Raw genomic sequence first — 15,834 nt, 5'->3', positions numbered from 1 at the left:
GGGGCCGCCTGCCGGGGCTCATGCCTCCAAGGTGACCGTGAAGGAGAAGCGGTCGCCCCGGTAGTGGATGCGGGCGACGTCCACCACGCGGCCGTCCTGGTCGTAGGTGATGCCCGTGTAGTGCAGGATCGGGCTGAGCAGGGGGACTTGGAGGAGGCGGGCGGTCTCGGGGTCGGCGAGGCGGGCCTGGACGGTGTCGGTGATCCGGCTGATGCGTACGCCGACGCCGTCGCGCAGCACCTTCGTCATCGGCCAGCGCTTGAGGTCGGAGAGGTCGATACGGGCCGCGACGTCGGGGCGGACGAAGTTCTCGGCGTGGTTGGTCGGCTCGCCGGTGTCCTCGTCGCCGCGCAGCCGGCGGAAGCGGACCACCTCAGCGGCCGGCCGGTCCGTATCCCCGTCGGCGTCCAAGTCCGGGAAATATTCGGACAGTTCGGGTGGTACGGGGACGGTCCCGTGGTCCAGCAGGTCCGTGCTCATGCCGGACTGCTGGGCCACGATCGCGTCCACCGAGCCGAGCAGCCGCACGGGCGCGCCGCGCTGCGCGCTCGGCTCGATGAAGGTGCCGCGCCGCCGGTGCCGGCTGATCAGCCCCTCCGCCTCCAGTTCCTTGAGTGCCTGCCGCATGGTCAGCACGCTCACGCCGTAGTGGGCGGCGAGCGCGTCCTCGGTCGGCAGCCGCAGCGGCGCCTCGGGGGCGCGGCCCAGTATCGAGGCACGCAGCGACTGCGAGACCTGGTACCACAGCGGCAGCTTGCGGTTCAGGGCGAGCGAGTCGGGTGCGAAGGTCGTCACGGCGGGCTCCGTATGCGGATTACGGGCGGAAGTGGCGTTCCAGACCCTGCCACACCTCGTCGTAGCCCCGCTGCAGGTGGTCGGCGGTCAGGGACTGCTCGGTCAGCAGCACCGGCCACCGGGTCTCGAACATGAACGCCAGCCCGTTGTCGATCTTCTGCGGTTTCAGTTCGGCGGCGCTGGCCCTCTCGAAGGTCTCCCGGTCGGGGCCGTGCGCGGACATCATGTTGTGCAGTGAGCCGCCGCCCGGTACGAAGCCCTCCGCTTTGGCGTCGTACGCGCCCTCGATCAGGCCCATGTACTCGCTCATCACATTGCGGTGGAAGTAGGGCGGGCGGAAGGTGTCCTCGCCCACCAGCCAGCGCGGCGCGAAGACCACGAAGTCCACGCCCGCCAGCCCCGGGGTGTCGGTGGGGGAGGTCAGCACGGTGAAGATGGACGGGTCCGGGTGGTCGTAGCTGATGGAGCCGATGACGTTGAACTGGCGCAGGTCGTAGACGTAGGGCGCGTGGTTGCCGTGCCAGGCGACGACGTCCAGCGGGGAGTGGTCGTAGGTCGCCGTCCAGAGGTTGCCGCAGTACTTGTTGATCACCTCCACCGGCTCCTGGACGTCCTCGTACGCGGCCACCGGCGCGCGGAAGTCCCGGGGGTTGGCCAGGCCGTTGGCGCCGATCGGGCCGAGGTCGGGGAGGCGGAAGGGCTGCCCGTAGTTCTCGCAGACGTACCCGCGCGCGCTCTCCTCCAGCAGCTCGACGCGGAAGCGCACGCCGCGCGGGATCAGGGCGACCTCGCCGGGTTCGGCGCGCAGCAGGCCCAGTTCGGTACGGAGCAGCAGCGCGCCCTGCTCGGGGACGATCAGCAGCTCTCCGTCGGAGTCGCTGAAGACGCGCCGCTCCATGGAGGAGGTGGCGTTGTAGAGGTGGATGCCCATGCCCACGCGCTGGGTGGCGTCGCCGTTGCCGCCCAGGGTCCACAGGCTGTCCAGGAAGTCGACGGGCCCGGCCGGCTGCGGGAGGGGGTTCCAGCGCAGCCGGTTGGGGTCGGGGGTGGTCTCGGTGAAGGGCGCGGTGCGCAGCGTGCCGTTGCCGGTCCGTACGAACGGGGGGTGGCCGGCCGACGGCCGGATGCGGTAGAGCCAGGAGCGGCGGTTGTGGTGCCGGGGCTCGGTGAAGGCGGTGCCGCTGAGCTGCTCCGCGTACAGGCCCAGGGGGGCGCGCTGCGGGGAGTTGCGGCCGTGCGGCAGTGCGCCGGGGACGGCTTCGGTGCTGTGCTCGTTGCCGAAGCCGGGGGAGTAGACCAGCCCCTCGGCCGTCTTCCTCGCCTGTTCGTTGCCCGTACCTGTCATCGCGTGCTCCCGCCGCTCAAGGAATCCTATGCAAGACCCTAGGATTGAGGCGCGGGGTCGTCAACGGGACAGGGCCGTCAACAGGCCAGGGACACCCGGGCATCAACGGGACGGGGCGGCAGTCCCCTGCCGCGGCGGGACTGCGGGCAGGATGGGGGAGTGCACCCACCCTCGCTCCGCAGAGCCCCCGTCCAGCGGCGCAGCGCCGAACGCCTGGCCACGATCCTCGAGGCGTGCGCCGAACTCCTCGAAGAGACCGGCTACGAAGGCCTGAGCACCCGCGCGGTCGCCGAGCGCGCACAGGTCCCCATCGGCTCGGTCTACCGCTTCTTCCCCAACAAGCGCGCCATGGCCGAAGCGCTGGCCCTGCGCAACCTGGAGACCTACACCGAGCGCATCACCGCCCGGCTGGACGGCGCGGAGCGGCAGGGGGCGGCGCCGGTGGGCTGGCGGCAGGCGATGGACGTGGTGGTGGAGGAGTACCTGGCCATGAAGCGGACCGTGCCGGGCTTCGCGCTGGTGGAGTTCACCGTCCCGGCGCCGCGCGAGCCCCGGCAGGCCAACTACCTGGTCGCCGACCGCCTGCTGGCCCTGCTCGCCGGGCGGCTGGGCCTGGACGCGGCGGACGAGGGGCTGCGCACCGCCTTCCTGGTCGGCGTCGAGTCGGCGGACGCCCTGCTCCAACTGGCCTTCCGCGCCGACCCGTCGGGCGACCCGGTCATCGTCGCGGAGACCCGGCACCTGCTGCGGGCCTACCTCGCCCGCCACCTGGACCGGCCGCACTAGCGCGCTTCTGACGGATCTCCGCGGCGTCCTGGCGCCACGGGCCCGGAGGCCACACACCGGGCTACCGGTCGGTATGGTCGTGGCGTATGCGCGCCCCCATCGTGCCCGGGCCCGGTGCGGCAGGCGCCCTGAGCCACCGTCCCCGGGAGGGACCGATGAGCCGTACCGCCCTGCGTATCTGCCCGCTGTGCGAGGCCACCTGCGGCCTGTCCCTGACCATCGAGGAGGGCCGGGTCACCGCCGCCCGCGGCGACCACGACGACGTCTTCAGCAAGGGCTTCATCTGCCCCAAGGGAGCGGTCTTCGGCCAGCTGGACAACGACCCCGACCGGCTCACCCGCCCCCTGGTGCGCCGCGGCGGCGCGCTGCAGGAGGCCACCTGGGACGAGGCGTTCGCCGCCGTGCAGCGCGGACTGCGCCCGGTGATCGAGGAGTACGGGCCCAACGCCGTCGGCCTGGTCTTCGGCAACCCCAACGTGCACACGGTCGCCGGCCAGCTCTACACCCCCGTCCTGCTCGGCGCGCTCGGCTCCCGCAACTTCTTCTCCGCCACCACCGTCGACCAGATGCCCAAGCACGTCTCCAGCGGACTGCTCTACGGAGACGCCCAGGCCATCCCCGTACCGGACCTGGACCGCACCGACCACCTCGTCGTGATCGGCGCCAACCCCCTGGAATCCAACGGCAGTCTGTGCACCGCGCCCGACTTCCCCGGCCGCCTGAAGGCACTGCGCCGGCGCGGCGGGCGGCTGACCGTCGTCGACCCCCGGCGCACCCGCACCGCCCGCCTCGCCGACCGGCACCTGGCCATCAGGCCGGGCACCGACGCGCTGCTCCTCTTCGCCATGGCACACGTCCTGTTCGAGGAAGGGCTGGTGCGCCCCGCCCCGGCCGTCACCGGTGTGCCGGAGGTCCGCGCGCTGGCGGCCGACTTCCCGCCCGAGGCGGTCGCGGCGGCCTGCGAGGTGTCCGCCGGGGACATCCGGTCGCTGGCCCGCGAGGTGGCGGGCGCCGAACGCGCCGCCGTATACGGCCGACTCGGCTCCACCACCGTCGCGTTCGGCACCCTCACCAGCTGGCTCGTGGACGTACTGAACATCCTCACCGGCAACCTCGACCGGCCCGGCGGCATCATGTTCCCGCTCGCCGCCACCGCCCGCGCACCCCGCCCGCCCGCGCCCGGCAAGGGCTTCGCGCTCGGCCGCTGGCACAGCAGGGTCGGCCGCCACCCCGAGGCCAAGTCCGAACTGCCCATCGCCGCACTGGCGGAGGAGATCGACACCCCCGGCGAAGGGCGCATCCGCGCGCTGATCGCCAGCGCCGCCAACCCCGTGCTGTCCGTGCCCGATGGCGCCCGCCTCGAACGCGCCCTGCCCGGCCTGGACTTCATGGTCAGCATCGACCCGTATCTGAACGAGACCTCCCGGCACGCCCATGTCGTCCTGCCGCCGCCCCGCCCCTCCCAGAGCCCGCACCACGACTACGCGTTCAACGCGCTGGCCGTGCGCAACCAGGTCCGCTACAGCCGGCCCGCCCTCCCGCTGGAGGAGGGGCAGCTCGCCGAGAGCGAGATCTTCGCCCGGCTCGTGCTGTGCGCGGGCGGCCAGGACGGCGCCGATCCGGACCTGGTGGACGCCCTGGTCATCGACGCGGCGCTGGGCAAGGCCGTCGCCGATGCGCACTCCCCGGTCCACGGGCGCGAAGTCCCGCACCTCGCCGCGCAGTTGACGGGCGAGAACGGCGCCGAGCGGCGCCTGGACCTGCTGCTGCGCCTGGGCCCGTACGGGGACGGCTTCGGCGCCGACCCGCAGGGCCTGAACCTCGCCCGCGTACTGGAGCACCCGCACGGCATCGACCTGGGCCCGCTCACCCCGCGCCTGCCCGGCCTGCTCAAGACGCGCAGCGGCACCGTGGAACTGTGCCCGGAGCCGATCGCCGCCGAGGCCGCCCGGCTGTGCACCACCCTGGCCCCGGGCGCCGACGGGCTGCTGCTGGTCGGCCGCCGCCATCTGCGCTCCAACAACAGCTGGATGCACAACCTCGCCTCGCTCACCGGCGGCTCCAACCGCTGCACCGTCCAGGTCCACCCCCAGGACGCGGCCCGGCTGGGGCTCATGGACGGCGGACTGGCGCGGCTGAAAGGCGACGGCGGGGAGATCGAGGTGCCGGTGGAGATCACCGAGGCGGTACGGACCGGAGTGGTGAGCCTGCCGCACGGCTGGGGCCACGACCGGCCCGGCACCCGCACCGCCGTCGCCTCCGCGTCTCCCGGGGCCAACGTCAACCAGCTCAACGACGGCAAGCGGCTGGACCCGCTGTCGGGGACGGCGGTGCTCAACGGCCTGCCCGTCCAGCTGACGCCCGTGACCCCCATTTCGTGACCTGTGGTTTTGCTCGTATTGCTCGCGCGTCAAGACCTTGTTAACGAAAGTTTTCGGCCCCTAACGTCGCCTCACCGCCCTCCGGGGGCGGACCACGGCCCGCGCGGCAGCCCTCTGCCGCCCTCAGCGGCAGTTCAACGGCGAACGTGAGGTCCCCATGCTGACAGTCCTCGGATTTGTCATGATCGCCACCTTCCTGGTGCTGATCATGATGAAGAAGATGTCGCCCATGGCGGCGCTGGTGCTCATCCCCGTGCTGTTCTGCGTCCTGGTCGGCAAGGGCGCGCACCTGGGCGAGTACGTCATCAAGGGCATCGGGGACCTCGCGCCCACCGCCGCGATGCTGATGTTCGCCATCATCTACTTCGGCGTGATGATCGACGTCGGGCTCTTCGACCCGATCGTGCGGGGCATCCTGCGGTTCTGCAAGGCCGACCCGCTGCGCATCGTGGTCGGCACGGCCGTACTCGCCGCGATCGTCTCCCTGGACGGCGACGGCTCCACCACCTTCATGATCACGGTCTCCGCGATGTACCCGCTCTACCGCCGCCTGAAGATGAGCCTGGTGGTCATGACCGGCGTCGCCGCCACCGCCAACGGCGTGATGAACACCCTCCCCTGGGGCGGCCCCACCGCCCGCGCCGCCACCGCCCTCAAGCTGGACGCCGGCGACATCTTCATCCCGATGATCCCGGCGCTGGCCACCGGCCTGCTCGCGGTCTTCGTGCTGGCGTACGTGCTGGGCCGGCGCGAGCGCAAGCGGCTGGGCGTCCTGACGCTGGACGAGGCCGTGGGGGCGGTCAGGACCGCCGGGGCAGCCGAGGAGCGGGAGAGCGAGACGGTGCTGGTCGCGGCCGGCGGCTTTGGAGCCCGTACGGACAAGGGGACGGGCGCCGCGGGGACCGGCGGCGCCGCGGGCGCGCCCGACGACGACCTCCAGGGCCTGGACCCGCACCGCGCCACCCTGCGCCCCAAGCTCTACTGGTTCAACGCCGCGCTCACCCTGGCCCTGCTCACCCTCCTCATCCTGCAGACCCTGCCGATCCCGGTCCTCTTCCTCATCGGCGCGGCCATCGCGCTGACCGTCAACTTCCCGCAGATGAAGGACCAGAAGGCCCGGATCGCCGCGCACTCCGAGAACGTCCTGAACGTCTCCGGCATGGTCTTCGCCGCCGCCGTCTTCACCGGCGTGCTCACCGGCACCGGCATGGTCGAGCACATGGCCCGCTGGCTGGTCGGCATCGTCCCCGACGCGCTCGGCCCGCACATGGGCATCGTCACCGGCGTCCTGAGCATCCCGCTGACCTACTTCATGTCCAACGACGGCTTCTACTTCGGCATCGTGCCGATCCTCGCCGAGGCGGGCGCCGCCCACGGCGTGGCCCCTGTGGAGATCGCCCGCGCCTCCCTGGTCGGCCAGGCCCTGCACATGTCCAGCCCGCTGGTCCCCGCCGTCTACGTCCTGGTCGGCATGGCCAAGGTCGAATTCGGCGACCACACCAAGTTCACCGTGAAATGGGCGGCGTTGACCTCGCTGGTGGTCCTGGGCGCGGGACTGCTGTACGGCATCATCTGAGCGGGTCTCTCCCGCGCCCGTACGGGGCGCGGGTCCGCGTCGGTATGCGGCGCTGCCGCGTGGGCGCGACCGGCCACGACGCACCCGCGGGCGGCACACCGCACACCCGGTGGAGCGCTCACGCGGTCCGCCGGCGGTAGCCGAGCGCGGCGACGAACAGGCCGACGCCCCACACCAGGAACTGCGGTATGCCGTAGACGACGATCCACGCACTGAAGACGCCCTCGTCGGCGAAGTCGGCGACGGTGCGCGCCGCGGCCCAGACGGTGTAAAGGAGCAGAAGGACCGCGACGCCGAAGGCCGTGCCGGCCAGCGCCCGGCGCGGAACCCTGCGCCCCGCCAGGAACGGCGTCCAGCCGGGGAAGACCACGCCCCACGGCCGTACCAGACTCAGCGCCAGGATGCCCGCCGACAGCGCCAGCCCACTGAGCACGAAGAGGTACGGCCCGCCGCCCATCGCGTACCACTCCCGGAACCTGTCCTCGTTGGCCCACAGGGGAATGCCCAGCGCCCAGACCGCGTGCAGCGGAATGAACCCGACGGTCGCGGAGAACGCCGAGGCGTAGGCGGCCCGGACGGCCCGCCGCGACGGCGGCGGAACCTCGGCGGGAGCGTCGGCGAGGCGGGGGAGAGTGAACTCGGACATGGTCCGGGCCTCCTGACGGGATGGAAGATCGTGTTCACCGGACACGGTTCCATCGGGCCGCGCACCAGGGCATCGAGCCCGGGACCGAAGATCACTCATCCGCCGGGACGGCCGATCCGCCGGCCCCCTCCGCCGCGCGGGGGAACCCGGGCTCCTCCTCGTCGGTGCCGGGGCGCCCGCAGGCCGTGCGCAACGGCGCTACGGTCTCCCCATGGAGCCGTCGGAGCACCTGCCGCCCCCGGTCAGCCGCTTCTATGACGAACTCGCCGATTCCTACCACTTCCTGTACCCGGACTGGCCCGCCCAGGTGACCCGGCAGGGTGGCGCGCTGGACGCCCGTATCCGCGCCGCGCTCGGCGAGGGCCCGCACCCCGTCCTGGACTGCGCCTGCGGCATCGGCACCCAGGCCATCGGCCTCGCCGCCGCCGGGCAGCGCGTCACCGGTACGGACCTCAGCGGTGGCGCACTGGCCCGCGCCGCCAGGGAAGCGGCCATGCGGGACCTGCCGCTGCGCCTGGCCGCCGCCGACATGCGCCAACTCCCCTTCCCCGACGGCACCTTCGCCGCCGTAGTGTGCGCCGACAACTCCCTGGCCCACCTCCTCACACCCCAGGACGCGGGCAGTGCGCTGGCGTCCATGCGGCGGGTGCTGCGCCCCGGCGGGCTGCTGCTGCTCGGCGTGCGCGCGTACGAAGTGCGGCGCCCGGCGACCCTGCCGCAGATCGCCCGTACCCCCGACGGCAGCCGGGTGATCACCTTCCAGCTGTGGGAGTGGCACGAGGACGGCGAGACCTACGACTTCGAGCACTTCCAACTGCTGCCGCAGGGCGACGGCTGGCGGGTGGCGGTGCGCCGCGCCCGGTCCCGCGCCCGCAGCCGCGAGCAGGTGACCGGCCTCGTCACGGCCGCGGGGTTCACGCACGCGCGCTGGCACGAGCCGGACGCCGACGGGTATTTCCAGCCACTGCTGACGGCGCGGGCATAGGGCCTGTCGTCACCCGTCGTCCGCCCGCAGGCCAGACGGGACGTTGCGGACAGGCCCTAGCCCCACGGCACCGACGGCGCTTTCGGCCGCGTCCGCCGTACCGAAAGGAAACCCGGAGCCGACCGAAAGTGCGGGCGGGCACGGTGGTGCCACGACGAAGGACCGGCGCCCGGCCGGTCCCGGCAGAAGTGGAGCACCTCGTGAACAAGACCCCCGTCACCGTCCTCGGGCTCGGCGCGATGGGCCATGCGCTGGCCGCCGCCTTCCTCGCCGCCGGCCACCCCACCACCGTGTGGAACCGGTCCGCCGGCAAGGCGGAGGACCTGGTCGCCCGCGGCGCGGTGCGCGCGGACTCGGTCGCCGAGGCCGTCACCGCCAGCCCCCTGGTGGTGGTGTGCGTGCTGGACTACAACGTCAGCGACAAGGTCCTGGAGCCGGTGGCCGCCGAGCTGAAGGGCCGGGTGCTGGTCAACCTCACCACCGACTCCCCCGAGCGCTCCCGCCGGGCGGCCGTGTGGGCGGCCGGGCACGGCATCGACTACCTCGACGGCTCGGTCATGGTGCCGCCGCAGGTCGTCGGAGCCCCCGACGCGCTGCTCCTCTACAGCGGTTCGAAGGACGCCTACGACGCCCACCTGGACACGCTCAAGGTCCTCGGCGGCAACGCCCACCACCTGGGCGCCGACCACGGCCTCGCGGCGGTGTACGACCTGTCCCTGTTGAGCTACTTCTACGGCACCGCCGGCGCGCTCGCGCACGCCTTCGCCCTGGCCGCCTCGGAGGGCATCTCCGCGGGCGAACTGGCGCCCTTCACCGACGGGATCGGCTCGATCATGCCCGCCATCGCCGCGCAGCTCGCACACGACCTCGACACCGGCACCATCTCCCGCGGCGAGGGCAGCAACGCCATGCTGTCGGCCGGCATGGCGCACATCGTCGAGGCCTCCCGCGCCCGGGGTGTGAACACCGAGGCCCTGGCCGTCACCAAGTCCCTGCTCGACCGGACTCTCGCGGCCGGGCACGAGACCGGTGGCTTCGCCCCGCTCGTACGGATCATGGGTACGTCCGGCGCCTGAGGCGCGGGGCGGCGCACGGCCGGGCCCGCACCGGGCCCGGCCCGCGGCCGCACCACCCCACACCGGCCACAGCATGTCCGGGAGTCTCTGGCGCGGGAAAACTACCGCCGATAGTTTGGGGGTGCGCACCACCAGCAACTGGCCCGGGAGGACGACGAAGTGAAGTACCACGACGCGATGTTCATCGACGGCGCCTGGCGGCCCGCCGCCGGGGCCGAGACGATCGATGTGGTCAACCCGGCCGACGAGCGGGTCATCGCGACCGTCCCGGCCGGCACGGAAGCCGATGTGGACGCCGCCGTGCGCGCCGCCCGCGCCGCGCTGCCCGGCTGGGCCGCCACCGCCCCGGCCGAGCGCGCGGCCCGGCTGACCGCGCTGCGCGACCAGCTCGCCGCCCGCATGGAGGAGATCGCCCAGACCATCACCGCCGAGCTGGGCGCCACGCTCGGCTTCAGCCGGCGGGTGCAGGCCGCCCTGCCGGTCGCCGTCACCGGCTCGTACGCCGAACTCGCCGCCTCCTACTCCTTCGAGGAGCGCATCGGGAACTCCACCGTCTTCCACGAGCCGGTCGGCGTGGTCGCCGCGATCACGCCCTGGAACTACCCGCTGCACCAGATCGTCAACAAGGTCGCCCCGGCGCTCGCCGCGGGCTGCACCATCGTCCTCAAGCCCGCCGAGGACACCCCGCTCACCGCCCAGCTCTTCGCCGAGTGCGTGGACGCGGCGGGCGTGCCGGCCGGTGTCTTCAACCTCGTCACCGGCCTCGGCCAGGTCGCGGGCCAGGCGCTGGCCGAGCACCCGGACGTGGACCTGGTCTCCTTCACCGGCTCCACCGCCGTCGGCAAGAAGATCGGCGCGATCGCCGGCGGCGACGTCAAGCGGGTCGCCCTCGAACTCGGCGGCAAGTCCGCCAACGTCATCCTCCCGGGCGCCGACCTGGCCCAGGCGGTGCAGGTCAACGTCGCCGATGTGATGCGCAACTCCGGCCAGTCCTGCAACGCCCTGACCCGCATGCTGGTCCACGCCGACCAGTACGAGGAAGCGGTGGCGCTGGCGGCACAGGCCGTGGGCACCTACATCGCGGGCGACCCGCAGGACGACCAGAGCCGGCTGGGCCCGGTCGTCAACGCCAAGCAGCGGGACCGGGTACGCGGCTACATCGAGCGCGGTGTGCAGGAGGGCGCCCGGCTGGTGGCGGGCGGCCCGGACGCCCCCGAGGGCCAGGAGCGCGGCTACTTCGTACGCCCCACCGTCTTCGCCGACGTCACGGCGGACATGACCATCGCGCAGGAGGAGATCTTCGGCCCGGTCGTGTCCATCCTGAAGTACGAGAGCGAGGAGGAGGCGCTGCGCATCGCCAACGACTCCGCCTACGGGCTGGGCGGTGCGGTCTGGGCGGGCGACCAGGAGACGGCCGTCGCCTTCGCCCGCCGCCTGGACACCGGGCAGGTCGACATCAACGGCGGGTCCTTCAACCTCCTTGCGCCCTTCGGCGGTTACAAGCAGTCGGGCGTGGGGCGCGAGCTGGGAGTGCACGGTCTGACCGAGTATCTGCAGACCAAGTCGCTGCAGTTCTGATGTTGCGGCGGTGACCGGGGGAGGGCGGTTTCGCCGCCCTCCCGCCGGGCCTGTCGCTGTTCTGCACCTGCCCCTGTCCCCGTCCCTGTTCTGCATCTGATCCTGTCGTCTCTGCCGTCTCTGCCGTCTCTGCCGTTTCTGTCGTCTCTGCTGTTCTGCCCAGCTCCGCCGATGAACGGAAGCCGCCGCCATGACCCGTGCCGCCGTACTGCCCGCCGTGGGTGCTCCGCTGGAGATCGTCGAGATCGACCTGCCGGAGCCCGGACCCGGCCAGGTCCGTATCCGCCTGGCCGCCGCCGGGGTCTGCCACTCCGACCTCTCGCTGTCCAACGGCACCCTGCGCCAGCCGGTCCCGGCCGTCCTGGGGCACGAGGGCGCGGGCACCGTCACCGCCGTCGGCCCGGACGTGAGGCATGTCGCGCCCGGCGACGAGGTCGTCCTCAACTGGGCGCCGTCCTGCGGGAACTGCCACTACTGCGGCCTGGACGAGCCCTGGCTGTGCGGCGATTCGGCGGCCGCGGCGACTGTGCCGTACGCGCGGCTGGCCGGTGGCGGCGGAGAGCTGTACCCGGGGCTGGGCACCGCCGTTTTCGCGGAGGAGACCGTGGTCGCCGCCCGCGCGGCCCTCCCGCTGCCCGCCGGGGTGCCGCTGGCCGACGCGGCCCTGCTGGGCTGCGCCGTTCTTACCGGCTGGGGTGCGGTGCACCACTCGGCGCGGGTGCGCGCGGGCGAGTCGGTGGCCGTCCTCGGCGTGGGCGGGGTGGGCCTGGCCACGCTTCAGGCCGCGCGGATCGCGGGCGCCGGGTGCATCGTCGCCGTCGATGTGTCCCCTGCCAAGGAGGAGCTGGCGCGTGCCGCGGGCGCCACCGACTTCCTGCTCGCGACGCCGGACACCGCCAAGGAGGTACGCGCGCTGACCGGCGGCGTCGGGGCGGATGTCGCCATCGAGTGCGTGGGGCGGGCGGACGCCATCCGTACGGCGTGGACGGCCACCCGTCGCGGGGGCCGCACCACCGTCGTGGGCATCGGCGGCAAGGACCAGCAGGTCACCTTTTCCGCGCTGGAGCTCTTCTACTACGGCCGTACGCTCTCGGGTTGTGTGTACGGCAACAGCGACCCGGCCAAGGACCTCCCCGTCATCGCCGAACACGTCCGTACGGGAGCTCTCGATCTTTCCGCCCTCGTTACCGAGCGCATCCAACTGGAAGGGATTCCGGCCGCGTTCGAGGCGATGGTGGCGGGCAAGGGAGGCCGCGCGCTGGTCGTCTTCTAGGCGCCGAGTGCCGTCGCGAACTGCGGTTTTCACCCCTCACAACCGGGGGTTTTCCCCATGGTCGCTGCCGTGCGGCTCCCCGTAGTCTTCGGAGTGCGCCGGTTCCGGAAAGGGGCCGGGAGCAGCGACTTCAAAGAACCAACAGGGGGAGTTCCATGCGCAAGCCGTTCCGCTGCCTCGGGGCCGTAGCGCTGGCCGCCATCGCCGTGGGCGGGCTCGGCGCGTGCGGCCTGGGGCCCGCGACGACCTTCAAGGACGACGCCGCGCTGACGCAGAAGGTCACCTCCGTACGGATCGACAACACCAACGGCGCGGTGACGCTGCGTGGCAAGCAAGGCGCCACCACGGTGTCCGTGCACCGCACGGTCGAGTACCGCGGCAACAAGCCGCAAGGGGCGAGCCACCGGGTCGAGGGCGGCGAGCTGGTGCTCGGCGGCTGCGGCAGCCGCTGCTCGGTGAGCTACACCGTCGATGTACCGGCCGGGCTGGCGGTGAAGGGCCGGACCACCAACGGCGCGATCAAACTGACCCGGGTGGGCGCGGTGCAGGTGAGCACCAGCTCCGGCCGTGTGGACCTGGAGGGGGTGTCCGGCGCGGTGGACGTACGCACCAGCAACGGCCGGGTCACGGGGCGCGACCTGAAGGGCGGCAGCATCGCCGCGGAGAGCTCCAACGGCGCCATCGACCTCGCCACCGCCACCCGGCAGAACGTCCGCGCCAAGACGTCCAACGGCAAGGTGACCCTGACCGTGCCGTCCGGCGCGTACCAGGTCTTGGCCACGACCGACAACGGCGACAAGAACATAGGCGTCACCCAGGACCCGGCCGCCAAGTACCGCCTCGAAGCGACCACCAGCAACGGGGGCATCACCATCAAGAACCCCTGACCGCTTCCCGGCCCGGCCCGGCTTCCTGGGCCCGCCCCGGCTCCCTGGGCTCGCCCTGCTTCCTGGTTCGGCCACGCCCGGCCAGCCCGGCTCCCTGGCCCGTCCCTGCCTGCCGGTTCGGCTCCGATGCCGGGTTCGGCCGTTCTCCGGGTGCGACCGCGGGTCCTGGCCGACTGTGATTCCCGGCCAACTCCGCGTGGGCGGCGCGCAGTTGTTGTCGCGCCCCGGATCCTGTCCTATCGTCTGCCTCCACGCGGCCCCGGTGCCTGCGGCGCCCACCGCGGGGACGCCGGGCCGATCGGGACGCCGGGCCGGCCACGACGCCGGCCCCGGCGGGAACGAGGACTGCCGGGGGGACGGCATGGGGGGCCATCTGTACAACCTCGGGGCCGTGGTCGACGCGCTCGCCCCGGCGATGCTGGGGATGCCGGCCGGCGGAGGGCGCTGGACCAAGCCGCAGTTCCCCGGCGGCGAGCCCGTGGTGGAGATCGTCGGCGACCGGGCCACGGGCAAGACCGCCGTGCTCGACGCCCTCTACGACGGCTACCACGCCCATGTACCCACTGCCCGGGTGGACCTGTCCGGGCTCCCGTACTCCGCGGTGGACCGGATGGACCGCGAGCGGCTGGACTCGGCGAACGCCTCGCCGGTCACCAACCTGCTCTTCGAGGTGCGCCACGAGCTGTCCAAGGCGCCCGACGGAGGCAGCCACGCCCTGTCCTTTCCACGGCTCTCGCCCGCCCTGCTGGTGCTCACCGCCTGGCGCCGGGAGACCGCCAACCCCGAGCCCGTGCCGCCCGCCGAACTCGCCGAGGCGGAGGAGGAGTTGCGCGGCATCCTCGTGCAGCGCGATCCGGACCCCGGCGCCCGCGACGCTCAGCTCAGGCGCTGGCTCAATGCTCTGGGAGCGGTGGTGGGGCCCCTGCTGCCGGGCGTGCCGGGTCTGGAGAGCGTGCTGCAGGCCACCGCGGAGACCTTCCTGGAGCGCGGCGGCGAGGACGCCCGCGGAGTGTGGTGGCGCTCGCGTCTGGCGGACGCCAACGGCGACGGCGTACAGCGCCTGTTCGGCCTCGTGCAGAAGTTCCGCAGGGGCGGACCGGACCGCGCCTGGGTGGAGTCCCATCTGATCGCCGCCCTGCTGGCCGACATCGACGGCTCCTACGGCTACTGGGCCCGCAGGACCCGCCACCCCTGCCTCATCCTCCTGGACAACGTCGACGAGACCCTGCGCGAGCGCTTCCTCACCCCGTTCCTGCTGGGCTATGCCACTCTCGCCCAGCAGCGCAGGGGACGCCGCGGCATGCTCCCCGTCGTCTTCGCCACCTCGCTCGGCCCCGGCTCCGGCCCGCACCTGACCCCCACCACCCACCCCGCGCCCTGGAGCGCCCCCGAGCGCTGCCCGCCGCGGACCTGGCTGCTGCGGCTGGGCATCCCGCCCATCAGCGACGCCCAGATACGCACCATGCTCGGCGGCACCGACTACCCCGCCTCCCTCCCCACCGTCATCGGCAGGCTCAGCGGCGGCCGGGCGGGCAGCGCGCTGCTGCTCGTACGGGCCGCCCTCCAGCAGTTGCAGGGGCCGGAGCCCTTCGCGCTGGAGCACCTGCTCGCGTCGCCGCCCTCCGGCGCGGCCCCCGGGATCACCGCCCGGCTGCTGGCACAGCTCCTGCCGGACCCCGCCGTACGCGAACAGGCCCTGGCCGTCGCGCCCGCGCTGGAGGAGGACGCCGCCGCGCAACTGCTGCGCTCCGCCCAGCAGGACGGGCCCGGCCCCAGCCCCGCGCTGAGCGTACGGCGGCTGCTGGCCGGAGCCCTGGAACAGCCCCACTGGAACCACCACCCCTGGCCGCAGCGGGCGTACGGCAGGGCGCCGCTGGTCACGGACCGGGCGCTGCGCGCCCTCCTGCTGCACGAGTTGCGCACCCGGGGCGGCCCGGAGCGCTGGTCGCAGATCCACACCCGGCTGGCCGCCCACTACAGCCCGGGCGACGTGCTGGCCGCCGACTCCGTGCGGCACGAGCGGCGGTATCTGCACCATGCCCTGGCCCTGGGCCGGTTCGACACCCTGGCCGTACGGGCGATGCACCACCGCTATCTGCGCCACACCCCCACGCAGTGGCTCCAAGACCTCAACCTCCTCGCCGCCGCACCGCAGGCCTTCGACGGCTTCGCGCCCCGACACCCGCCCGACGAGAGCCTGTTGCCGCAGTGCCCGGGCTGCGCCGAGCGCGCGGCGGGCAGCGGTGTGCACGCCGCGATCCGCCAGCTGCTGGCCACCGTGTGGCGGCTGTCCGCGCCCCTGGCCCCGCTCCCCTCGGGCCACGGGGACGGCGACATGGTGCGCGTACGGGCGGCCCTGGAAGTGCTCTGTACGGACTACGACCACCATCCGCGCAGCGACCGCGCCCACAACGCCTATGTCGACGTCATCGCCGACGGCGGCTGGATCGACGCGCTGGTCGGCGGAGTCCAGGCACCTGATCTACCGGTGGATTGAGGGAAGCCG

Annotated in this window: 12 protein-coding genes; 9 read left to right on the top strand and 3 right to left on the bottom strand. The window is 72.9% G+C overall.

Annotated elements, in window-relative coordinates; genetic code table 11:
* Positions 1 to 18: 18 nt before the first annotated feature.
* On the bottom strand, positions 19 to 795 hold the full coding sequence (locus tag AC4IJH_RS20960) for a GntR family transcriptional regulator (protein WP_490853324.1): 777 nt from the start codon (positions 793 to 795) through the stop codon (positions 19 to 21).
* Between the two features lie 19 nt (positions 796 to 814).
* A complete protein-coding gene (gene hmgA, locus AC4IJH_RS20955; RefSeq protein ID WP_490853323.1) occupies positions 815 to 2,140 on the bottom strand; it encodes a homogentisate 1,2-dioxygenase in 1,326 nt (441 codons plus the stop codon).
* 159 nt (positions 2,141 to 2,299) lie between these two features.
* On the opposite strand from hmgA, the gene AC4IJH_RS20950 reads away from it, so the two are divergent.
* The 3 genes from AC4IJH_RS20950 (at position 2,300) to AC4IJH_RS20940 (ending at position 6,883) form a co-directional block, all read left to right on the top strand.
* The gene (locus AC4IJH_RS20950; protein WP_490853322.1) at positions 2,300 to 2,926 is read left to right on the top strand and encodes a TetR/AcrR family transcriptional regulator; all 627 of its coding nucleotides are present in this window, start codon (positions 2,300 to 2,302) and stop codon (positions 2,924 to 2,926) included.
* A gap of 155 nt (positions 2,927 to 3,081) precedes the next feature.
* Positions 3,082 to 5,307: a molybdopterin-dependent oxidoreductase gene (locus AC4IJH_RS20945; protein ID WP_490853321.1), complete on the top strand. Its 2,226-nt coding sequence runs from the start codon at positions 3,082 to 3,084 to the stop codon at positions 5,305 to 5,307.
* Positions 5,308 to 5,464: 157 nt separating this feature from the next.
* Positions 5,465 to 6,883, top strand: a complete 1,419-nt coding sequence (locus tag AC4IJH_RS20940; protein ID WP_490853320.1) for a CitMHS family transporter — start codon at positions 5,465 to 5,467, stop codon at positions 6,881 to 6,883.
* Between the two features lie 118 nt (positions 6,884 to 7,001).
* On the opposite strand, the gene AC4IJH_RS20935 is transcribed toward AC4IJH_RS20940, so the two are convergent.
* On the bottom strand, positions 7,002 to 7,529 hold the full coding sequence (locus AC4IJH_RS20935; protein ID WP_490853319.1) for a hypothetical protein: 528 nt from the start codon (positions 7,527 to 7,529) through the stop codon (positions 7,002 to 7,004).
* Positions 7,530 to 7,740: 211 nt separating this feature from the next.
* Here AC4IJH_RS20935 and AC4IJH_RS20930 point away from each other — a divergent pair, with 211 nt between their 5' ends.
* The 6 genes from AC4IJH_RS20930 (at position 7,741) to AC4IJH_RS20905 (ending at position 15,825) form a co-directional block, all read left to right on the top strand.
* The gene (locus AC4IJH_RS20930) at positions 7,741 to 8,514 is read left to right on the top strand and encodes a class I SAM-dependent methyltransferase (protein ID WP_490853318.1); all 774 of its coding nucleotides are present in this window, start codon (positions 7,741 to 7,743) and stop codon (positions 8,512 to 8,514) included.
* A gap of 200 nt (positions 8,515 to 8,714) precedes the next feature.
* Complete coding sequence (locus AC4IJH_RS20925; RefSeq protein ID WP_490853317.1) at positions 8,715 to 9,590, top strand: NAD(P)-dependent oxidoreductase; 876 nt, start codon at positions 8,715 to 8,717, stop codon at positions 9,588 to 9,590.
* A 159-nt stretch (positions 9,591 to 9,749) separates the two neighbouring features.
* A complete protein-coding gene (locus tag AC4IJH_RS20920; RefSeq protein ID WP_490853316.1) occupies positions 9,750 to 11,168 on the top strand; it encodes an aldehyde dehydrogenase family protein in 1,419 nt (472 codons plus the stop codon).
* A 190-nt stretch (positions 11,169 to 11,358) separates the two neighbouring features.
* Positions 11,359 to 12,441, top strand: a complete 1,083-nt coding sequence (locus AC4IJH_RS20915; protein ID WP_490853315.1) for a zinc-binding dehydrogenase — start codon at positions 11,359 to 11,361, stop codon at positions 12,439 to 12,441.
* Between the two features lie 155 nt (positions 12,442 to 12,596).
* Entirely contained in the window at positions 12,597 to 13,328 is a 732-nt protein-coding gene (locus AC4IJH_RS20910; RefSeq protein WP_490853314.1) for a DUF4097 family beta strand repeat-containing protein, read from the top strand.
* Between the two features lie 361 nt (positions 13,329 to 13,689).
* Positions 13,690 to 15,825: a hypothetical protein gene (locus AC4IJH_RS20905; RefSeq protein ID WP_490853313.1), complete on the top strand. Its 2,136-nt coding sequence runs from the start codon at positions 13,690 to 13,692 to the stop codon at positions 15,823 to 15,825.
* The last annotated feature ends 9 nt before the right edge of the window (positions 15,826 to 15,834 follow it).

This window comes from Streptomyces sp. UF-297 (assembly GCF_058245575.1).
This window is presented reverse-complemented; position numbering and strand designations above follow the sequence as displayed.